The organism is Nocardia rhamnosiphila NBRC 108938, from assembly GCF_000720425.1.
In the GTDB taxonomy this organism is placed as follows: domain Bacteria; phylum Actinomycetota; class Actinomycetes; order Mycobacteriales; family Mycobacteriaceae; genus Nocardia; species Nocardia rhamnosiphila.
The window spans coordinates 75,774-95,226 of the sequence record NZ_JOAJ01000004.1 but is presented as its reverse complement, the minus strand read 5'-3'; the positions used below and the strand labels follow the sequence as shown (position 1 = coordinate 95,226).

General features: G+C 69.1%; 20 protein-coding genes. 12 read left to right on the top strand and 8 right to left on the bottom strand.

Annotated elements, in window-relative coordinates:
* Positions 1-162: 162 nt before the first annotated feature.
* Entirely contained in the window at positions 163-1,380 is a 1,218-nt protein-coding gene (locus tag IG75_RS0116255) for an FAD-dependent monooxygenase (protein WP_030522121.1), read from the top strand.
* Here the strand turns inward: IG75_RS0116255 and IG75_RS0116250 are convergent.
* From IG75_RS0116250 to IG75_RS0116240, 3 genes are all read right to left on the bottom strand, one after another.
* The gene (locus IG75_RS0116250) at positions 1,377-1,976 is read right to left on the bottom strand and encodes a hemerythrin domain-containing protein (protein WP_051714656.1); all 600 of its coding nucleotides are present in this window, start codon (positions 1,974-1,976) and stop codon (positions 1,377-1,379) included. The two genes, IG75_RS0116255 and IG75_RS0116250, sit on opposite strands and share 4 nt — an antisense overlap.
* A 256-nt stretch (positions 1,977-2,232) precedes the next feature.
* Positions 2,233-2,634: a DUF8020 domain-containing protein gene (locus IG75_RS0116245; RefSeq protein ID WP_051714655.1), complete on the bottom strand. Its 402-nt coding sequence runs from the start codon at positions 2,632-2,634 to the stop codon at positions 2,233-2,235.
* The gene (locus tag IG75_RS0116240) at positions 2,631-3,539 is read right to left on the bottom strand and encodes an alpha/beta fold hydrolase (protein ID WP_210436816.1); all 909 of its coding nucleotides are present in this window, start codon (positions 3,537-3,539) and stop codon (positions 2,631-2,633) included. The genes IG75_RS0116245 and IG75_RS0116240 overlap by 4 nt, the downstream gene beginning before the upstream one ends.
* An 83-nt stretch (positions 3,540-3,622) precedes the next feature.
* On the opposite strand from IG75_RS0116240, the gene IG75_RS0116235 reads away from it, so the two are divergent.
* A complete protein-coding gene (locus IG75_RS0116235; protein ID WP_036514225.1) occupies positions 3,623-4,315 on the top strand; it encodes a TetR/AcrR family transcriptional regulator in 693 nt (230 codons plus the stop codon).
* Between the two features lie 108 nt (positions 4,316-4,423).
* On the opposite strand, the gene IG75_RS0116230 is transcribed toward IG75_RS0116235, so the two are convergent.
* Complete coding sequence (locus IG75_RS0116230) at positions 4,424-5,686, bottom strand: MFS transporter (protein WP_030522116.1); 1,263 nt, start codon at positions 5,684-5,686, stop codon at positions 4,424-4,426.
* A 114-nt stretch (positions 5,687-5,800) separates the two neighbouring features.
* Between IG75_RS0116230 and IG75_RS0116225 the strand changes: the two genes are divergently transcribed.
* From IG75_RS0116225 to IG75_RS0116215, 3 genes are all read left to right on the top strand, one after another.
* On the top strand, positions 5,801-6,583 hold the full coding sequence (locus tag IG75_RS0116225) for an SAM-dependent methyltransferase (RefSeq protein ID WP_036514223.1): 783 nt from the start codon (positions 5,801-5,803) through the stop codon (positions 6,581-6,583).
* Positions 6,584-6,628: 45 nt separating this feature from the next.
* Complete coding sequence (locus IG75_RS0116220) at positions 6,629-7,099, top strand: HIT family protein (protein ID WP_245713338.1); 471 nt, start codon at positions 6,629-6,631, stop codon at positions 7,097-7,099.
* 101 nt (positions 7,100-7,200) lie between these two features.
* On the top strand, positions 7,201-8,007 hold the full coding sequence (locus IG75_RS0116215; RefSeq protein WP_030522113.1) for an NmrA family NAD(P)-binding protein: 807 nt from the start codon (positions 7,201-7,203) through the stop codon (positions 8,005-8,007).
* Positions 8,008-8,184: 177 nt separating this feature from the next.
* Here the strand turns inward: IG75_RS0116215 and IG75_RS0116205 are convergent, their stop codons facing one another.
* The 3 genes from IG75_RS0116205 to IG75_RS0116195 form a co-directional block, all read right to left on the bottom strand.
* On the bottom strand, positions 8,185-8,574 hold the full coding sequence (locus IG75_RS0116205; RefSeq protein WP_030522112.1) for a VOC family protein: 390 nt from the start codon (positions 8,572-8,574) through the stop codon (positions 8,185-8,187).
* Positions 8,575-8,576: 2 nt separating this feature from the next.
* Positions 8,577-8,864, bottom strand: coding sequence for an ArsR/SmtB family transcription factor (locus IG75_RS0116200; protein ID WP_030522111.1), 288 nt, complete (start codon positions 8,862-8,864; stop codon positions 8,577-8,579).
* Positions 8,865-8,961: 97 nt separating this feature from the next.
* Positions 8,962-10,356 (bottom strand): flavin monoamine oxidase family protein, encoded by a 1,395-nt coding sequence (locus IG75_RS0116195; RefSeq protein WP_030522110.1) that lies wholly within the window; start codon positions 10,354-10,356, stop codon positions 8,962-8,964.
* Positions 10,357-10,574: 218 nt separating this feature from the next.
* Here IG75_RS0116195 and IG75_RS0116190 point away from each other — a divergent pair, with 218 nt between their 5' ends.
* The 3 genes from IG75_RS0116190 to IG75_RS0116180 all read left to right on the top strand — a co-directional run bounded on the left by IG75_RS0116190 (position 10,575) and on the right by IG75_RS0116180 (position 13,040).
* Complete coding sequence (locus IG75_RS0116190; protein WP_030522109.1) at positions 10,575-11,054, top strand: MarR family winged helix-turn-helix transcriptional regulator; 480 nt, start codon at positions 10,575-10,577, stop codon at positions 11,052-11,054.
* Between the two features lie 73 nt (positions 11,055-11,127).
* Positions 11,128-12,558, top strand: coding sequence for a DHA2 family efflux MFS transporter permease subunit (locus IG75_RS0116185; protein ID WP_036514221.1), 1,431 nt, complete (start codon positions 11,128-11,130; stop codon positions 12,556-12,558).
* A gap of 59 nt (positions 12,559-12,617) precedes the next feature.
* Positions 12,618-13,040, top strand: coding sequence for a PPOX class F420-dependent oxidoreductase (locus tag IG75_RS0116180; protein WP_030522107.1), 423 nt, complete (start codon positions 12,618-12,620; stop codon positions 13,038-13,040).
* A gap of 163 nt (positions 13,041-13,203) precedes the next feature.
* Here IG75_RS0116180 and IG75_RS0116175 read toward each other — a convergent pair whose 3' ends face one another.
* Positions 13,204-13,674 carry an SRPBCC family protein gene (locus IG75_RS0116175; RefSeq protein WP_030522106.1) on the bottom strand — a complete coding sequence of 157 codons (471 nt, stop codon included), beginning with the start codon at positions 13,672-13,674 and terminating at the stop codon, positions 13,204-13,206.
* A 288-nt stretch (positions 13,675-13,962) separates the two neighbouring features.
* Here IG75_RS0116175 and IG75_RS0116170 point away from each other — a divergent pair, with 288 nt between their 5' ends.
* The 4 genes from IG75_RS0116170 to IG75_RS0116155 all read left to right on the top strand — a co-directional run bounded on the left by IG75_RS0116170 (position 13,963) and on the right by IG75_RS0116155 (position 19,433).
* Positions 13,963-15,012, top strand: coding sequence for an NAD(P)H-dependent flavin oxidoreductase (locus IG75_RS0116170; protein WP_030522105.1), 1,050 nt, complete (start codon positions 13,963-13,965; stop codon positions 15,010-15,012).
* Positions 15,013-15,328: 316 nt separating this feature from the next.
* The gene (locus tag IG75_RS0116165) at positions 15,329-15,967 is read left to right on the top strand and encodes a maleylpyruvate isomerase family mycothiol-dependent enzyme (protein WP_030522104.1); all 639 of its coding nucleotides are present in this window, start codon (positions 15,329-15,331) and stop codon (positions 15,965-15,967) included.
* Between the two features lie 90 nt (positions 15,968-16,057).
* A complete protein-coding gene (locus tag IG75_RS0116160; protein ID WP_030522103.1) occupies positions 16,058-17,455 on the top strand; it encodes an ATP-binding protein in 1,398 nt (465 codons plus the stop codon).
* Between the two features lie 28 nt (positions 17,456-17,483).
* Complete coding sequence (locus tag IG75_RS0116155) at positions 17,484-19,433, top strand: vWA domain-containing protein (RefSeq protein ID WP_030522102.1); 1,950 nt, start codon at positions 17,484-17,486, stop codon at positions 19,431-19,433.
* The last annotated feature ends 20 nt before the right edge of the window (positions 19,434-19,453 follow it).

Below are 19,453 nucleotides of genomic sequence, written 5' to 3'. Positions count from 1 at the left end.
GCGGGCGGACCGAAGTCGATGCCGCGGTGCGCCGCTGACATTTCTTCAAGACACAGGTAGTTGCCGCCGCGCAGAGTAATCCTCCGGATCGTCGCCCGATGTCCGACCCATAAGCCCCGGGGCAGGTCGGCCTGCCCGGGCCCGATGAACGTGAGGCACACAATGCGGATCCTGATCTCCGGCGCCAGCATCGCCGGGCCGGTACTGGCCTATTGGCTCACCCGATACGGTTTCTCCGTCACAGTCGTCGAGCGAGCGCCGGAGCCGCGCAAGACCGGTGGCCACGCGGTCGATCTGTTCCGGCCCGCAATGGACATCTCGGAGAGGATGGGCGTACTTCCGCGCATCGAGGAGCGGACCACCGGCACGAACCGGATGGTCATCTTCCCCGAGGGGCAGCGGCGGCCCGCCCGGGTGGACCTGTCCAAGATCTTCGGTGCCGCCTCGGACCGGCATGCCGAGATCATGCGCGATGATCTGAGCGAGATCTATTACGCGGCCGCGTGTGACGAGGTGGAGTATCTGTTCGGGGACTCGATCACCGCGATCGCGCCGGACGGCGAGGTGCTGTTCGAAAACGCCGCGCCCCGTCGCTTCGACCTGGTCGTCGGCGCGGACGGGTTGCACTCCACCGTGCGCCGCCTGGTCTTCGGTGACGAATCCCGTTTCAGCACCTTCATCGGGGCCTATCTCGCGGTGTTCCCGCTGCCCGAAACCTTCGGCGTCGACGGCGAACTCCGCATCCACGTCGGTGTCGGCCGCACCGCCGGGATGTATCGCGCGCGGCACGTCGGCGAAGCGCGCGCCCTGTTCCTGTTCCGTAGTGAGCGCGAACTCGAATACCACCATCACGATGTGGCCCGGCAGAAAGAACTGCTGCGTACCGCGTTCGGCGGTGTGGACCCGGAGGTGCGGGGTTGGCTGGAAGCGCTCGACCACAGCCCGGCCTTCTACTTCGATTCGATCACCCAGCTCCGCATGGACACCTGGTCACGGGGGAGGGTGACGCTCGTCGGTGACGCGGGCTACTGTCCCGGCCCCGCCGTCGGCGGCAGCACCAGCCTGGCCGTCGTCGGGGCGTATGTGCTGGCAGGTGAACTGGCGCGGGCGGGCGGCGACCCGGAGCGTGCCTTTCCCGTCTACGAGCGTGCGATGGCCGAGCATGTCCGGGGCAGCCGGGCGGTGGGGCTGAGTGCGGCGAAAACCCTGATTCCCACGTCCCGCCTCGGGGTGCGGGGCCTGGTCATGGGCACTCGCCTGCTCTCGGTCCTGCCCGCGGGGGCCGGTCGGGCCTTCCTCCGCCTCACCACCGAGAGCGCCCGCGTCCACAACTCCATGACCGTCGACGACTATGCGTCGCTGCCGGAACCGTCGGCCTAACCGGCAGTGGCGGCGGGGCCACCGGGCCGAGCCCGCTTCAGGGTGCCGACACTCAGCGATCCACTCGCGGTGGTCCGCAGCTCTTTCTCCGCTGTGCGGACGTAGCCGACGGGATCCTTGTCGACCGGGCGGACACCGGCGTAGTTCCGCGCCTCGTACGCGGCGAAGGCGACGGCCAGCCGATGGCGGTGCGACAACCCCGCCAGACGACGGAAATCGGTCAGGCCCTCGCGCTCTTCCTCGGCCATATGATCGCTGTTGGCCGTGTTCGCTGCCGCTACTGCCGTGTACCAGTCATCGCCGCCGACCCGATGACGTGCCACGTCGGCGACCGCGTCCCTGATCTCGTTGTGGTCGTGGACGGCGTCGATGGTCTCTGCCTCCACCCCGGCCGCGCGCCGGGCCGCGATACCCACCTGGAGCAGCGCGGGATAGAAGATCTCCTCCTCCGCCTGCGCGTGCAGTTCGAGGAAGGCCGCCAGTCTGTCCCAGATCGCGGAGAGTACGCCGGTCTCCCGGCGATCGATCTGCTCCAGAATCGCGAACAGCCGCCGCTGCTCGTGATGGTCGTCGAGGATCAGCTGGGTAATGTCCATAGGCCCTCCCTGCTACCGCGCTTCGGGTCGGTACAAACGGTAATGCCGGCTGTCTCTCGGGCGGCCGGTATGTCCGTCAGGAGAGCCGACGATAACGCATCACCCAGCCGCCTCGTTGTGAACGCGCCGGTGAGCGGGCCGGTGCGGTGTCCGGCTCCGAGACGGGTGTCCGCTCGGGACTATCCGATTTCTCGATCGAGCCGCGTTTCGGGCCGCCGACTCGGCTACCCGCCGGAACCGCTGGACGAACCGCTCTTCAAGCCGTTCGCCGATCCAGAGGGTAAGCGGAGGTTGGCATCGGGAACGCCGGTTCCGTCTTCGGCCGGCACCCCGTCCTGATCGGCGTGGTGATGGTCAGGGTCCGGCCGTCTCCGGAGATCTGCCGGCGCAGCGGCAATGCCTGGCCGTCCAGGGAGTATGTCAAGGGCAGCGTGTCGACGATTTCGGCCGCGGTGTTGCGGATGGCAATCGAGTCGCCGGCGTCCGTGCGGGCGAACGTGCCGTGGTCCAGAGTCGTGACCACGGATCGTTCGACCAGCGCCGCGCGATAGGACACGATGGGCGCAGGCCGGTCCGGGTCGGCGTATGCGGTCGCGGCTACCGAAATGACGCCGATGGCAGTGAGCGCCGCGGTGAAGGTCGATCGGCCGAGTTTCATCGTGCCTGCCCGTCTGCGAGTTCGCGGATCGCCGTAGCGATGGGTTTCCATGCGTGTTCGGGTAGGTCGTGTCCGACTTCGGGCAGTAGTAGCAGGCGAGAGCCGGGAATCCGTGATGCGATGGTACGAGCGGCGCGGGGTTTGATCAGCGGGTCGTCCTCGCCATGGACGACCAGGGTGGGCCGGGTGATCTCGGTGATCGCCGGACCGTTCCACTGGGCCCCGATCTGCCGGCTCTGCGCCTCGTGGTCGTGAATCCCGCTGTCCGGGTTGCGCTCCAATTTCGCTCGTACAGCGGGCTCGTCGAATGCGCGCTTGGGAGAGGCAAGCAGTTTCGCGACCGCGACGCCTGCCTCGATCGCGCCCTCCTGGGTGTCGGGAAACTTCACCCTGGCGAACTTCGTGAGCGTACCCAACCGGATGTAGCGCAGGGTGCTCAGTCCGGTGACATCTCCAGGGATCGCGTCGGCCGATATGAGGGTTGTTACGCGGTCGGGGTGCCGGAGGGCGACGCGCTGGGCGACCGCGCCGCCGAGGGAAACCCCGAGTACATGAGCCGAGTTCCAGCCCAGTTCGTCGAGAACCGCTACTGCGTCGTCTGCCATGTCCTCTGCGGTGTACGCCTCACCGCGCCGGCTCAGGAGTGCGGTGATCGGGTTTCGCACGGCTATCGGTGGCAGGTGGGTCGATTCGCCGCCGTCGCGTTGGTCGTATCGCGCTACGGCGAAACCGTGGTCGACGAGTTGCTCGCAGAAGCCGTCGGGGATCCAGTGCCGGTTCGCGCCCAATCCGGTGGCGATAAGCAGCGGCTCTCCGCCTCGCTCCGGCGCGAACCGATCGAACGCGAGGCGTACCGCTCCGTTGTGCGCCCATCGTCGCGGTCCCCATGCGTCGTGGGACATCATCCCGAAACCTCCTTAAATAGCGTTCATCGAACGCAGTTTTAGAATAGGGCATGTCGGCGTCGGCGAGTGGAGGGGTATGGCGAGTGGAACAGCTCGGGAGGGCGGACCCGACGGTGTGGGAACGCACCGACGGTAAGCGCGGTCCGGCCCCGTCACGCAGCCGGGACGAACTCACCGCCGCGGCGATCGAGCTCGCCGACCAGGGCGGTTTGGCGGCTGTATCCACGCGCCGGATCGCACGTCGGCTCGGGGTGAGCCAGTCGGCGCTGTACCGCTATGTGTCGGGTCACGACGACGTACTGGACCTCATGGTCGACGCCGCTGCCGGCGAGATCGATGTCGACGTACCGCTGAGCGGTTCGGCGATCGACGACCTCATTGCGTTGGGAACCCGGGCGAAGGACGTCTACACGAGGTATCGGTGGTTGCTCGATATCCCGATCGAGCCGCTACGTGTCGGACCCCGGGGAATCGACTACCTCGAGTACGCACTGCGGGCAATGGCGGACGTGGATGTGCCGGGGCCGGTGAAACTGCAGACAGTCGCGGTGCTGAATGCGCTCGTCCAGCAATTCGCGCGCGCCGAGCTCGCTGGGAGGACAACGAGTCGGTCACGCCGGATCACCCACGCGGCCTACGTTCACAAAACCGCCGAGGCAGGTCATCATCGGTATCTCGCGCAAGCGCTTGCCGCTTCGACTCGCGACGCGGGCCCGGAGAATATGTTCGAGCACCTGCTACGCCGGGTGCTCGAGGGTGTGCTGACACCAGAGTGAAAACACCACCGCGTGCTTTCGATCCGGTCCGAGCGGTGAAACACCGTCGGCGGGCCGCGGCCGTGCTGACGGATCGGGTTTTCGGAAACTGGTCGGCGACGCCGAGCCTCAACGTATAGCTGGACTGGGGGCCGCCCAGACCATATGGACCCCGGCCGGCCCGGCGCCCCGATCGGTCGCGACGATCAATGCCACGCAACCGATTCCCGACAGCACCAGGCTCGACCCGAACAGCGCCGGATACCCGAGCAGCTCGCCGACCGTCCCCGCCGCGAACCCCGCGATGCCCTGCACCACCACGATCGCGCAGGCCAGCAGCGTGTAGTCGCTGCCGGCATGGTCGGGGTCGGCGGCGTCCATCATGAGGGTGAACACCGCTACGGTCGCGGCGCCGCCGAGAATGTGTTCGGCCAGGCTCGCGGTGACGATCAACTCGAAGCCGCCGATGCCCAGCGCGACGAGGAGGTAGAGGGCCAGGCCGAGGGTCTGCGTGACCCCGCCGATCAGCAGGGCGCGCCGCCGGCCGTGCCGGTAGCACAGCCAGCCGCCCAGGGCCGCGCCCGCGAGCGCGCCGGCGGAGGACAGAACCCCTTTGACCATTGCGATCTGCCCCAGGGTGAGTCCGGTGTCGGACATGAACGGCCCGACCATCGCCGAGCCCATCGAATCGCCGAACTTGAAGCCCCCGATGAGCAGGATGAACGCGAGCATCCCGGGCCGGCGCAGCCGCTGCCACCATCCGATGGTCAACCGGCTCGGGCTCGACGGCGTCTTCTCCGAGGTGCTGCGGAGCGTGGTACGCGGTGACCACCACACCGGAACGGCCGTGAGCAGCAACAGAATCGACATGGCGACGAACAGGACGCGCCACCCCGCGAGCGCGAAGAGCCACAGCAGCGCGCCGCCGCCCACGATCATGCCGATCCGGTACGCGCCGACCTGGATTCCGTTGCCCAGGCCGCGTTGCCGAGGTCCGAGGAGTTGGACGGCGAGCCCGTCGGTTGCGACATCCTGGGTGGCCGATATCGCGTTGACCACGGCGATACCCACCAGCAGGACGCGCAGTGACGCCGACAGGTCCATGCAGGCGAGCGCCAGTGTCACCGCCGACGCGGTGAGTTGCAGGGTCAGCAGCCACTGCCGGCGGGTGCCGTAGTGGTCGACGTAGGGCGCCCACAGGAACTTCAGGGCCCACGGCGCGAAGAGAATTCCGGTGGCGCTGATCTCGATGAGCGAGAAACCGGATTCGCGCAGCACCACCGGCAGTGCCTGGGTGAAGAACCCGTACGGCAGTCCCTGGGCGAAATACAGGGCGGACAGCAGAACCAGAGTCCCGGCGGAGATCGGCCCGGGGCGGGTCATGGTTCTCATGCGGTCATCCTGGCAGATCTTCGGAATCACCGGCTCCGGTGCACTCACCGTCTCGATCCGGTCGCGCGGCCCAAGGTGTACGAAAACGATTGCCGGTCTTGTATCTTGACCGGTATGGATCGGTCCGGCCTGAACCCGCACGAGCCGCATATCGCCCGCATGTACGACTACTACCTCGGTGGTAAAGACCACTACCCGGCCGATGCGGAAGCCGCGGAGAAGGTACTGCAGGCACTGCCCGACGTGCGGCTGGCCGCGCAGGCGAATCGGGGGTTCATCCATCGCGCGACCCGGTATCTCGCCCGGGAGGCCGGGGTGACCCAGTTCCTCGATATCGGTACGGGAATCCCGACCGAGCCGAACCTGCACCAGGTGGCCCAGGAGGAGGCACCGGCATCGCGGGTCGTCTATGTGGACAACGATCCGATAGTGCTCGCGCACGCCCGCGCCCTGATGGTCGGCACCTCGGAGGGGCGTACCGATTACATCCAGGCCGACGCGACCCGGCCGGAGGAGATCCTGGCGGCCGCGCGTCGTACCCTGGATTTCGATGAGCCGATCGCGGTGTCGCTGATCGCCCTGCTGAACTTCGTGCCCGGCGCCTACGAGATCACCGAAACCATCATGGCCGCGGTGGCTCCGGGTTCGTATCTGGCGATGACCCACCTGACCGCCGACTTCGACCCGAAGGGGATCGCGGCCACGGTGAAGGTGTACGAGGAGCGCGGCATGCACTGCCATCCGCGGACCCGAGCGGAGATCGCGAAGTTCTTCGACGGGATGGAAATCCTGGAACCCGGTGTGGTGCCCATCCACCGGTGGCGGCCGCCGATCGAACCGGCGAAGTCGATGGACACGAAGGTGCCCGGCTACGCCGCGGTCGGCCGCAAGTCCTGATCTGCGCGGCGTCGCCGAGCTATGAGCGACTGGAAGGTCGATCGCGTGCGGTCCGCGATCGAGGGCCGGAATCCGACCGTCTTCGCCGAGCTCGACGCGGCGTTCGCGGTGATCGGCGATGTCCAGTTCCTGCCCGGCTACTCGCTCGCCCTGACCAGAGTGCCGGGCGTCGACCGGCTCACCGATCTGCCCCGGGTCGAACGGGTGCGGTTCCTGGCCGATGTCGATCTCGTCGCGACCGCGGTCGAAGCGGTGTGTACGGCGCGGGACCCGGGGTACCGGCGCACCAATGTCGAGATCCTGGGCAATACACACCATTTCCTGCACGCTCATCTCTGGCCCCGGTACGACTGGGAACCCGAGGAGATCGTCGGCAATCCGGTGTGGCTCTATCCGCCCGGACGATGGCACGATCCGGTGACCGCGCTCGGGCGGCGGCACGGGGAATTGCGGACGGCCCTTGCCGCGGAGGTCGCCCGGCTGCGGGCCTCGGCCGAATACGGGTACGGCGCATAGATGTGGACTCGGTGGTCGTGCGCGCCGCGGTGGCCGGATTCGGCGGGAGTTGACCTCAACTTTTGTTGAGGTCATAGCGTCGCGTTCGGAAGGGAGTCGACGTGACGGTATTGGTAACGGGCGCAACCGGGAACACCGGCAAACACGTGGTGTCGGAGTTGCTGCGCAGGGGCAGGAAGGTGCGGGCGTTGACCCGTGATCCGGGGCGGGCCGCGGCGCTGCTGCCCGCGGACACGGAACTGGTGGCGGGTACGCACACCGAGCCCGCGACGCTGGACGCGGCGCTGGACGGCGTCACCGGGCTGCACATCACCGTGACCGCCGGCGTCGCCGGGACCGGACCCGAACTGGTCCGGCGCGCGGTCGCCGCCGGGGTCGAGCGGATCACCATCCTCTGGGGTGGTTACGTCGGCCCGGCCGAGTCGGCGGTGGAGCGGTCCGGGGTCGCCTGGACGCGGCTGGAACCGCAGGAGTTCATGTCCAATGCGCTCACCTGGGCGGAATCCGTTCGCGCGGAGGGGGTGGTGCGGGAACCGTTCGATCTGCCGAGCGCGGTGGTCCACGAGGGCGATCTCGGTGCGGTGGCGGCGATCGCGCACACCGAGGAGGGGCACGCGGGCCGTGCGTACAACCTCAACGGACCCGAAGCGCTGACCACCGGAGAGCGGGTGGCGCTGCTCGCCGGTGCGCTCGGCCGCGATATCGCCTTCGAGCAGATCGGTCGCGACCGGGCCATCGAAAGGCTGCTGCGCGAGGGGGTCTCGCGGTCCGATGCCGAGTACGTGGTGGGCTGGCACGCCGACCCGCCGCCGGAGGCGCGGATCCCGGACGGGACCGTGGATCGGATTCTCGGCCGGCCCGCGCGCACATTCGCCGACTGGTTGGTTGAGCACAAAGACCGGTTCTGAGCGGTGGGACGCGGCGGCGGACCCTCGGACGGCACCGCGGCCTCGGCCCGGGGCGATGAGATGCCCGGCGCACCGCCGATCGAGTAATGCCGAAGTCGACGCGGTGCGCGATCCCGGGCGCGGATTCCCGCGGGGACTCCGCGCCCGGGCGCCGAGGACTCGGAAGTGCCAGGGGAATCAGTCCTTGTGCTCCGCGATCTGGATGAGGTTGCCGCAGGTGTCGTCGAGGACCGCGGTGGTCACCGGGCCGTGGTCCACCGGGGGCTGGGTGAAGCGCACGCCCAGCCCTTGCAGCCGCTCGTACTCGGCGTGGATATCGTCGACCGCGAAGGAAGTGAACGGGATTCCGTCCTCCACCAGCGCGTTCTTGAAAGGTTTGGCGGCCGGGTGGGCGTCGGGTTCCAGGAGCAGCTCCACCCCGTCCGGCGCCTGCGGTGAGACGACGGTCAGCCAGCGGTACTCGCCGGTCGGGACATCGGTCTTCTTCACGAAGCCGAGTGTGTCGGTATAGAAGGTGAGTGCCTTGGCCTGGTCGTCGACCCAGACGCTGGTCACGTTGATCCGCATTCCTACTCCTTCAGCCAGCGGTCGGTGAGATTCCGCAACGGTTCTCGCTCGAGGTAGTGGAACTTGTACCGGCCTTCCCGGCTCGTCCGGATCAGACCGGCGCCAGCGAGTACGTCGAGATGCTGGGAAATGGCCTGCCGGGTGGACGACAACTGGTGGCGCATCGTCAATCGGCCGCACAGTTCGAACAGTGTCTGTCCGTCCCGTTCGGCGAGTTCGTCGAGGATCACCCGCCGGGTCGGGTCGGCCAGTGCGCGGAACACATCGGCCGAGTCGGTACTTTCGTTCACGCCACCACTATAGGCAAGTATTTACTTGCATGTCACGTCGCGGCCTCCACCGGCGCCTTCCTCGCCCGATCCGGGTTCCGGTCGTCGGGGGCTGTCGTCACTCGGGCCGGGAGCCGGGGGCGCGTGCCGCGGACGCGGTCACCATCTCGTGTTCCAATACCTCCTCCGCCGCCCGCTCACCCGACCGCACGGCGCCGTCGACCCACCCGCACATCACCGCGGAACTCTCGGTGCCGGCCCAGTGGATGCGTCCGCACGGTGCGCGCAGGGCGGGGCCGAACTGGGTGAGGACGCCGGTCGGCGCGTGGCTGAGCATCCCGCCACCGGAATAGCGTTCGGCGCTCCAGTTCTGTTCGATGTAGTCGGCCGGGGTGCGGGCCTTGTCGCCGAAACGTTCGGCGAGGGCGTCGAGGATCGTGTGCCGCCGCTCGGCGGGGTCGAGCCGGCCGATCTGCCGTGCGATGGGCCCCTCCACGATGACGCACAGGACGCCGGGACGGCCGGTATCGGTACAGGCGTCGAGGGTGATGGTGGCCGGCGAGCCCGGCGCCGCCGACTGTCCCGACAACCCGTCCGCGCGCCAGAACGGTTCGTCGTACACGAGGGAGATCTTGATGATGGCGCCGCTCGGCATCCGCTGGTGCAGCAGCGACCGGTCGACCGGCAGTATCGGCTCGTAGCGGATCTGGCTCGCGATCGCCAGCGGAACCGCCACGATCACCCGGCGGGCACGCACCGTCGTCTTGCCGGAGAACACCGTGACGCCGTCGGCGTCCTGCTGGATGCGGCGGACGGGCTGGGCGAGCATGACCGCGTCGCCGAGTTCGGCCGCCATCGGGCAGTAGATGGCGCCCATCCCGCCCACCGGCCGGGAATCCTGGGCGCCGTCCTCGATACCCAGGACGAAACCGGGTCCGCCGCCGGATGCCATCTGATATAGCGCGAACAGCAGCGACACCTCGGACGCGGCGGACGTGTAGGCGCCGGCGATCGCGGTTTCGAGCAGTTCGTGCGCGGCCTTGGAGACGACGTGGGTGTTCAGCCAATGCGCCAGGGTGAGGCGATCCCAGCGGTCGGCCTGCTCGGCCGTCCATGGTGCGTCGAGCGGTATGGACTTGCACAGATGACCCAGGTCGAGGAGCGCGGCGCCGAGGTTCATCGCCACCCACGGGCTCATCGACCACGGGATCGTGCCGGTGTAGCGATACTGCTTGCCCTCGACGAGCATCATCGCCTCACCGTCGGTGTACTGCTTGTAGCTCGCCACCCCGTAGTCCTGCATCAGGGCGCGGATCCGGTCCTGGCCGGGGCCGATCCAGGCGCCGCCGCGATCGATCCACGACCCGTCGGGCCGGGTTTCGGTGAACGTACGCCCGCCGAGCCGGTCGCGGGCTTCCAGTACGCGCACTGTGCGGCCTGCCTGTTTCAACCGCCGGGCGGCGGTCAGGCCGGCGAATCCCCCACCTACTACGCAATAGTCGACGTCTGTCATGAGCGCCGCCTCGGATCGGAGTTTCGGTGCGAAGCCGCCGCGCGGGCGGACGCACTCGTTCGCGCACCACACGGTGACGGTGCGCATCGCGGGAAGAACGGGTGAGCGCTTCGAGTTGTAGGGCAATTCTAGGGCAGGACGGGGTCCGGGGGCCGTCGCGGCCGCCCACGATCGGACGGTTCGCCGTAGAAGATCCGCAACGGAACTATCATGGGCGTATGACCGCAATGGCTCCCGTCCGCGCCGAAGCGGACCTGTCGTTTCTGCTCGACCGCACCAGTCACGCCCTGCGCACCCGGATGGCGGCGGCGCTGGCGGAGATCGGGCTCACGGCCCGGATGCACTGCGTGCTCGTCCACGCTCTGGAAGAGGAGCGGACCCAGGCGCAACTCGCGGTGCTCGGAGATATGGACAAGACCACCATGGTGGTCACCGTCGACGCGCTGGAGCAGGCCGGGCTCGCCGAACGGCGGCCTTCCACGGCGGACCGCCGGGCTCGCATCATCGCCGTCACCGACAAAGGGCGGGAGATCGCCGAACGCAGTCAGCGGATCGTCGACGGCGTGCACAGCGCGGCGCTCGGCTCGCTGCCGGCGGGGGAGCGGGAGGTTCTGGTGCGTGCGCTGCGGCATCTGACCGAGGGCCATCTGGCGGAGGCGGTGGAGGCGCCGTCGGCGGCGCGCCGCGCCCGCCAATAGATCTCCAATAGATTGTCTGCAACAAAACTATCTACTACAGTCTCTCCTGTCGGGTTCCGGACAGGAGAACATCATGAACACCCACGCACGTCTCGCCCTCGCCGTGCTGTCGGCAGCCACCCTGATGACCGTCCTGGACGGCAGCATCGTCACCGTGGCCCTCCCGGAGATCCAGCGTGACCTGGGATTCGGCTCGGCCGGATTGAGCTGGACGGTCAATGCCTACCTGATCGCATTCGGCGGGCTCCTGCTGCTGGGCGGACGCCTCGGCGACCTGTTCGGCCGCAAAACGGTATTCCTGATCGGGAACGCGGTGTTCACCGCGGCCTCCCTGATCGCCGGCGCGGCCACCACTCCCGCGCTGCTGATCGGCGCCCGCTTTCTCCAAGGCGTGGGCAGCGCCTTCGCCTCCGCCGTCGCGCTGGGCATTCTGGTCACCCTGTTCACCGACAACCGGCAGCGCAAAGTGGCCATCGGGGTCTTCGGTTTCACCGGCGCCGCCGGTGCCGCGATCGGGCAGGTCCTGGGCGGGGTGCTGACCGATGCCTTCGGCTGGCACTGGATCTTCCTGATCAATCTGCCGATCGGGCTGGCCACCGTGGCCCTGGCGGTCGCGGTGTTGCCGGCGGACCGGGCCGGCGGGGACGTACGCCGCGCGGATCTGATCGGCGCCACGCTGGTCACCGCCGGGCTGATGCTGGGTATCTACACGGTGGTCGGGATCGAGAGCCACGGCTGGACCTCGTCGCGCACGCTCGGTCTCGCGGCCGTATCTCTGCTCCTGCTGGCCGCGTTCGTCCTCCGGCAGTCCCGGGTCGCCCACCCGCTGCTTCCGCTGCGGGTCTTCCGTTCGCGTGCTGTCTCCGGGGCGAATCTCGTGCAGATGCTCACGGTTTCGGCCATGTTCGCCTTCCAGGTGTTGCTCGCGCTGTACCTGCAGCGCGTCCTGGGCTACGCGGCCCTGGAGACCGGGCTGGCCATGCTGCCGGCGGCCGTGGCGATCGGCGGAGTGTCGCTGTTCGTCTCGGCCCGCCTCATCCTCCGCTTCGGTGAGCGCGCCGTGCTGATCACGGGGCTGCTGCTCCTGCTGGCCGCCATGGTCCGGCTCGCGAGCGTGCCGGTGCACGCCTCCTACCCGGTCGACGTGCTGCCGGTGATGGCGCTACTCGCCGGATTCGGGCTGGTACTCCCGGCGCTCACCGCGCTCGGTATGTCCGGTGCCGCGGCCGACGACGCGGGGCTGATCTCCGGACTGTTCAACACCACCCAGCAGATCGGTATGGCGCTCGGCGTCGCTGTACTGACCACCCTCGCCGCGTCCCGCACCGGCGCCCTGGCGGCCGCCGGCGCCTCCGATGCCGAGGCGCTGACCGGCGGCTACCGAACCGCCTTCGCCGTCGCCGCCGGCCTGCTGGTGGCCGCACTGGCGGTGACGGTCACCGTGCTGCGCCCCGCGGCGACAGTCCTCCCGGCCACCCCGCCCGCCGCGGCTCGTCCGGCCTGACCCGGGCCGCTGCTCCCGCACGACCTCCCACCGAACCGAAACACCACGAAGGAACCGATATGACGATCGAATTGCCCGCAGAGGCCCGCCGCCTGCTGGACGGGAAGAATTTCGCCACCGTGGCGACCATCGACCCGGACGGCCGCCCCCAGACCTCGGTGGTCTGGATGGACCGGGAGGGCGACACGATCCTGTTCAGTTCGACGACCACCCGCCGGAAGGTGCGCAATCTGGCGCGTGATCCGCGGGTCGCGCTCACCGTTCTCGATGCCACGAACCCCTACCGCTCGGTGGATATCCAGGGCACCGCCGAACTGATCGAGGATCCGGACAAATCGTTGCCGTTGCGACTGTCCCGGAAGTATCTCGGCGAGCAGCCGCCCCCGGAGTCCGACAGTATCCGCCGGTTCATCGTCCGCGTGACACCCGAACGGGTCACCGGGTTCTCCCTGCCGGACCCGTCGAAGCCGGATGCCGGCTGATCGGCGCGGTGACCGAATCGGCCGGACCCGTCGAAACCCGACGCGGCCGAGGGCCCGGTGAACCGAATCGGCCGGTCGGGCCGACCCGGCAGCGCGGTCGCGAGGACTCCGCCGCGACCGCGCTGCTGTTCCTCGCTCCCGTCCAGGCCCGAACACGCCGGGTTCAGATGCCGGCCTCGGCCCGACCCTTCAACCGCACGAGGCCTTTCTCGAAGTCCGGGCCGATGAAGCGATCCATGGGGAACAGGAAGCCGACCACTTTGAAGAACAGATTCTTGCGGCCGGTCATCCGCCAGGTCACCTCGGTGGTTTCACCGGAGGCGACCAGCAGGAACGTCACCTCGTTCCGGCTCTCGAACGGTTTGCGGAAGGCCAGGTCGATCCCGACCCGCCCGGGCTCCGAGGCGGTGATCGTCATCGTCCCGGCGCCCGCCTTCCGGTTGCCCTCCCAGTCGTAGCGGGCGCCCACTCCCGACCCCGGACCGGAGTAGGTGCGCCGCAGATCGGGATCGGCGTCCTCCCAGGGCGACCAATCACGCCAGTGGTGGAAGTCGTCGATGAGGGCGCGGATCCGGGGCTCGGGCGCGGCGATCCTGGTCGCGCGTTCGACGAGGTACGTGCTCGAATCGGACATACCCACTTCTCCTGCGGGAAGGGAGGCGCGACGTCACGGGAATGCGCCACGGTCACCGGAATTATGCCCCGCGCACACCGCGATGTGCGGCTGCCACGGTTCACCCGTTTCAGGTGAATCCCATGGACGGCTCCCAGGCTCTGAGGTACGGGAACGTCCGCGTACAGCCGAGCGGACCGGGTTCGGTCCGTGACCCAGGGAACAGCGGCGCCACCCGGTGGTCGTGCGGTGCCGGCGGGTGAGGAGGCTGGGTACCGTTCGATTCGGTATCGACCGTGGAGGTGGATCGTGTTCGGATTCGGAGATCTCGCCGTGCCGATCGTGGCGGCGCCGATGGCGGGTGGGCCCTCGACGCCGGAATTGGTGGTGAGCGTCGGGGAAGCGGGCGGACTGGGTTTTCTGGCGGCCGGGTACAAAACCCCCGAGGCGGTGGCCGAGCAGATCCGGCAGGTGCGGGCCGGTACGGACGCGGCGTTCGGGGTGAACCTCTTCGTGCCGCAGCGCACTTCCTACGACGCCGCGGCGGTGGAGCAGTACCGGGACAGGCTGCGGGAGACGGCCCGGCAGTACGGGCTCGAAGTACCCGCCGTCCGGGAATTCGACGACGACCGGTTCGACGAGAAGGTGGATCTGGTCGTCGAACAGCGGGTGCCGGTGGTCTCGCTGACCTTCGGCCTGCCGCCGGTGGACACCGTGCGGCGGCTGCGTGCCGCGGGATCGATGGTGGTCGCGACAGTGACCGGCCCGGAGGAGGCCCGGGCCGCGGTGGAGGTGGGCGTCGACGCGCTCTGCCTGCAGGGGCCCGACGGCGGGGGTCACCGGGGCACCTTCCGGGTCGCGGACGAGCCGGGTACGACCTCGCTGATCGACCTGCTCGACGAGGTCACCGCGTGGTGCCCGCTGCCGGTGGTCGCGGCGGGCGGCATCTCCGACGGGGCGCGAATCGTGGAGGTGCTCGCGCACGGGGCGGTCGCGGCCCAACTGGGTACGGCGTTCCTGCGCAGCGCCGAATCCGGGGCGAAAGCCGCACACAAGAACGCGCTCGCCGATCCGCGGTTCGACCGGACGGTCGTGACGCGCGTGTTCTCCGGGCGCCCCGCCCGCGGGCTGGCCAACGGTTTCATCGCCGAGTACGGCACAGCGCCCGCCGCGTACCCGCAGATCCACCACCTCACCAGCCCCATCCGGGCGGCCGCGGCCGAGCGGGACGGCGCCGACGATATGGCGCTCTGGGCGGGGACGGGGTTCCGAAAGGCGGTGCCGGACCCGGCGGGGACAATCCTGCGGCGGCTCTGGGACGAGGCGCGGGCGTCGGGCGCCGCACACGACGACCGCTGACAGTCGAAAGGTCGTCCGCAAGCGAGGATCGACAGCGGCCCGGCGATCGACCGCCACCGGCGGAGCGCCGTCGGCGATGGCATCCCGACACCTGCCCGACCAGCCCGCTGAGGCCCGGTGGTATCGGCAAGCTCCGGTTGGTGCCGGCCGTCGCCGCGGATCCGGCAGGTGAGTTCGCCGACGGTTGTCCTCGGCATAGGCCGGCATGCCGAACCAGAGCTTCGGGGATGGTCCGGGTCGGACGATATGTCGGTGCCGATCCGTAGTGTGCGGTTCGTCACCCCCGATCCGGGGGTCGAGCCGATCTGGAGGAATCGTGCAAGACGTGTGGCCGACGGTCCGGTCCGAGAGACTGGCGCTGATCGCGGATCTCGACGGGCTCACCGCCGAGCAGTGGGCGACGCCCTCGTTGTGTTCCGGATGGACGGTGCACGATGTGCTCGCGCATATCGTGGCGACCGCGAAAACATCCCGGCTCGGTTTCGTCCGGCAGTTCGCCCGGGCCCGCTTCGATTTCGACCGGTTCACCGCGAACGGTGTCGAACGGGAGCGGGCGGCCACCCCCGCCGAAACGCTGGACCGGTTGCGTGCGGCCCTGGACCGGACGGTCACTCCGCCCGCCCCGCTCGACAGCAGACTGGTCGAGATGATCGTGCACGGAGAAGACATCCGGCGACCGCTGGGGATCACCCGGGAATACCCGGCCGATGCCGTCGCCGACGCGCTGCGGCTGCAGATCCGCACCACGGCCGGGTTCGGTGGCGGGAAGGAACTCGTCGCCGGGCTCACACTGGTGGCCGACGACGCCGAGTTCTCCGCGGGCTCGGGGCCGCAGGTGCGCGGTCCGCTGCTGTCGCTGCTGCTGATCGCCTCGGCGCGCGGTATCGCGGCCGCAGACCTGCGCGGGGACGGTCTCGATACATTGCGGCGGCGGCTGGGCTCCGGGGTCGCCTGAGGCCGCCGCACGCCGGCGAACCCACGCAGAGCGGGGGATACGGCGCGCCATCTGTCGACCGATGGGGGAAATCGTCGTAGCGTCGATGAGGTGACTGTGTCCTCAGAGCTGCCCGCCACCGCGGGCGCGTTGCGGGCGGCCGGGTACGCGCCGCGGAGTGTGAAAGCCGAGATCCGGGAGAATCTGCTGGCCCGGCTGGGCTCGGGCGAGGATCCGTGGCCCGGGATAGTCGGCTTCGAGCGGACTGTGCTGCCGCAATTGGAGCGCGCGCTGCTGGCGGGTCACGATGTGGTGCTGCTCGGCGAGCGGGGCCAGGGCAAGACCCGGCTGCTGCGCACCGTCGTCGAACTGCTCGACGAATGGACCCCGGTGATCGCGGGCGCCGAACTGGGCGAACATCCGCTGGAACCGATCAGCCCGCAGGGCCGGCGGCTGGCGGTCGAACTCGGCGACGACCTGCCCGTGACGTGGCGGCATCGCAGCGAACGTTACGCCGAGAAGCTCGCGACCCCCGACACCTCGGTGGGCGACCTGATCGGCGATGTCGATCCGGTGAAGGTCGCCGAAGGACGCAGCCTCGGCGATCCCGAGACCATCCACTTCGGCCTGGTGCCGCGGGCGCACCGGGGCATCGTGGCCGTCAACGAGCTGCCCGACCTCGCCGAACGTATCCAGGTCGCGCTGCTGAACGTCATGGAGGAGCGCGATATCCAGGTGCGCGGCTATACGCTGCGGCTACCGCTGGATGTGCTGCTGGTGGCGACGGCCAACCCCGAGGACTACACCAATCGCGGCCGGATCATCACCCCGTTGAAGGACCGTTTCGGCGCCGAGATCCGGACGCACTATCCGCTGACCGTCGAGGCGGAGATGGCGCTGGTGCGCCAGGAAGCCGAACTGGTCGCCGAGGTGGGCGACCCGCTGATCGGGGTGCTGGCCCGGTTCGTGCGCCGGTTGCGCGAATCCCCGGCCATCGATCAGCGCTCCGGGGTTTCGGCCCGGTTCGCGGTGGCGGCCGCGGAGACGGTGGCCGCGGCGGCGCTGCGGCGTTCCGCGCTCACCGGGGAGAACCCCGCGGTGGCCCGGCCCGTCGATCTGGAATCGGTGCCGGCCGTCCTGCGCGGGAAACTGGAGTTCGAATCCGGCGAGGAAGGCCGCGAAGAGGAACACCTCACCCATCTGCTGCGACGGGCCTTCGCCGATACCGCGCGGGAGCGGCTCGGCGGATTGGATCTGCGGCCGCTGGCCGACGCGGTGGGCGAGGGACATTCGGTGACCACAGGTGAGCGGGTGCCCGGCGCGCAGGTCCTGTCCGCGCTACCGGAGCTTCCGGTCCTGCACGAGGTGGCGCTGCGGCTCGATGTCGCGGCGGGCGATCCACCGCAGCGGATCGCCGCGGCCGTCGAATTCGCCCTGGAGTCCCTCTATCTGGCACGCCAGGTGGCCAAGGACTCCGACGACGAGGGCAGCGCGGTGTACGGCGGATGACCGCGGCAGCCGGTTTCGAAGAGGTGCGATGACAGGGGCGGACCGATACTCTTACGGGCCCTACCATGAGGGGCCCGATCCGCTGGCGCCTCCGCTGGATCTGCGCGAGGCGCTGTCGGAGATCGGGCGCGAGGTGATGGAGGGTTCCTCGCCGCGTTCGGCGCTCGAGGAACTGTTGCGGCGGGGGACGTCCGGTATGCCCGGGCTCGAAGAACTCACGCGCCGCCTGTGGGAGCGGCGGGCCGAGATCCCGCGGTCCCACCGCCTGGACGGCACCCTGCAGCAGGTGCGGGAACTGCTGGACCGGGCCCTGGAGGCCGAACGGCGCGCGCTGTTCCCGGACCCCTCCGACGATGCGCGGTTCGCCGAAATGCAGTTGGACGCACTCCCGTCGAGTACCGCGAAAGCGGTGAACGAACTGAGCGAATACTCCTGGCGTTCGGAAACCGGCCGGGAGAACTATCAGAAGATCCGTGATCTGCTCGGCGAGGAACTGCTGGAATCCCGTTTCCAGGGCATGAAACAGGCGCTACAGGACGCGACACCGCAGGATGTGGAGCGGGTCCGGCAGATGATGGCGGATCTCAACGATCTGCTCGCGGCCCACGCCCGCGGCGAGGACACCACCGAGCGGTTCGCCGAGTTCATGGACGAACACGGCGAGTTCTTCCCGGAGAACCCGCGGGACACCGAAGCATTGATCGACGCGCTGGCCGCGCGGGCCGCGGCGGCGCAGCGGATGATGAATTCGATGTCGGCTCAGCAGCGGGCGGAATTGAACGAGCTGATCGGACAGGCCTTCGGGGATCCTCGGATAGCGCAGCAGATCGCCGACCTGGACGCGAATCTGCGTACGCTACGTCCCGGCGAGGACTGGGAGTCGGCGCGGCGTTTCCGCGGCCAGGACCCGCTGGGAATGGGCGAAGCCGTGGCAGCCATGCAGGACCTGGGTGAACTCGACGAACTCGCCGCCCAGCTCGCCCAGTCCTATCCGGGTGCGCGGCTGGAGGATATCGACCTGGAAATGCTGGAGCGTCAGCTCGGCGCCGACGCCCGGGTGGATGCCGCCCGGCTGGCCGAGCTGGAACGAGAGCTGCGCCGCCAGGGCCTGTTCGAGCGGGCCCCCGACGGCTCCCTGCGGCTCACCCCGAAGGCGCTGCGGCGGCTCGGGGAAGTCGCGCTCCGGGATATCGTCGGTAAATTGCGCAGTCGCAAGGGGCAGCGGGACACCGCGCTCGCCGGGGCGGCGGGGGAACCGACCGGCGCGAGCCGGCCGTGGCAGTTCGGCGATACCGAGCCGTGGGATGTCTCGCGTACGGTGCGCAACGCGGTGCTGCGCTCGGCGTCCACCGGAAGCCGGACGGTATCCCTGGATGTGGCGGATGTGGAGATCGCCGAGACCGAACAGCGCTCCCGGGCGGCGGTCGCGTTGTGCGTCGACACCTCGTGGTCGATGGTGCAGGACGGGCGCTGGGTGCCGATGAAGCGAACGGCGCTGGCCTTACAGCACCTGATCAGCACCCGGTTCCGGTCCGACGCACTGGAGCTGATCACCTTCGGCCGCCAGGCCGGCACCGTGGACATCGCGGAACTGACCGGGCTGGAACCGGTCTGGGAGCAGGGCACCAACCTGCACCACGCGCTGCTGCTGGCCGGCCGCCATCTGCGCCGGCATCCCGACGCGGTACCGGTGGTGCTGGTGGTGACCGACGGGGAGCCGACCGCGCACCTGGAGCCGGACGGCACCTCCTATTTCAATTGGCCGCCGGATCGCCGCACCCTGACAGTCACCATGACCCAGGTGGATTCGCTGGCCCGGCTGGGCGCCTCGATCTCGGTGTTCATGCTGGGTGAGGAACCGCGGCTGGCCGCGTTCGTGGATCTGGTGGCCCGGCGCAGCGGCGGCCGGGTGGTGGCGCCCGACCTGGACGGGCTCGGCGCCGCGGTGGTCAGCGATTATCTGCGCGGCCGGCGCTGAGTGCGCCGGACACGGGACCG

Bases quoted from the DNA above. Each gene is read 5' to 3' on its own strand.
- IG75_RS0116255 (WP_030522121.1), top strand. From the start codon at position 163: ATGCGGATCCTGATCTCCGGCGCCAGCATCGCCGGGCCGGTACTGGCC.
- IG75_RS0116250 (WP_051714656.1), bottom strand. From the start codon at position 1,976: ATGGACATTACCCAGCTGATCCTCGACGACCATCACGAGCAGCGGCGG.
- IG75_RS0116245 (WP_051714655.1), bottom strand. From the start codon at position 2,634: ATGAAACTCGGCCGATCGACCTTCACCGCGGCGCTCACTGCCATCGGC.
- IG75_RS0116240 (WP_210436816.1), bottom strand. From the start codon at position 3,539: ATGATGTCCCACGACGCATGGGGACCGCGACGATGGGCGCACAACGGA.
- IG75_RS0116230 (WP_030522116.1), bottom strand. From the start codon at position 5,686: ATGAGAACCATGACCCGCCCCGGGCCGATCTCCGCCGGGACTCTGGTT.
- IG75_RS0116225 (WP_036514223.1), top strand. From the start codon at position 5,801: ATGGATCGGTCCGGCCTGAACCCGCACGAGCCGCATATCGCCCGCATG.
- IG75_RS0116205 (WP_030522112.1), bottom strand. From the start codon at position 8,574: ATGCGGATCAACGTGACCAGCGTCTGGGTCGACGACCAGGCCAAGGCA.
- IG75_RS0116195 (WP_030522110.1), bottom strand. From the start codon at position 10,356: ATGACAGACGTCGACTATTGCGTAGTAGGTGGGGGATTCGCCGGCCTG.
- IG75_RS0116190 (WP_030522109.1), top strand. From the start codon at position 10,575: ATGACCGCAATGGCTCCCGTCCGCGCCGAAGCGGACCTGTCGTTTCTG.
- IG75_RS0116185 (WP_036514221.1), top strand. From the start codon at position 11,128: ATGAACACCCACGCACGTCTCGCCCTCGCCGTGCTGTCGGCAGCCACC.
- IG75_RS0116180 (WP_030522107.1), top strand. From the start codon at position 12,618: ATGACGATCGAATTGCCCGCAGAGGCCCGCCGCCTGCTGGACGGGAAG.
- IG75_RS0116175 (WP_030522106.1), bottom strand. From the start codon at position 13,674: ATGTCCGATTCGAGCACGTACCTCGTCGAACGCGCGACCAGGATCGCC.
- IG75_RS0116155 (WP_030522102.1), top strand. From the start codon at position 17,484: ATGACAGGGGCGGACCGATACTCTTACGGGCCCTACCATGAGGGGCCC.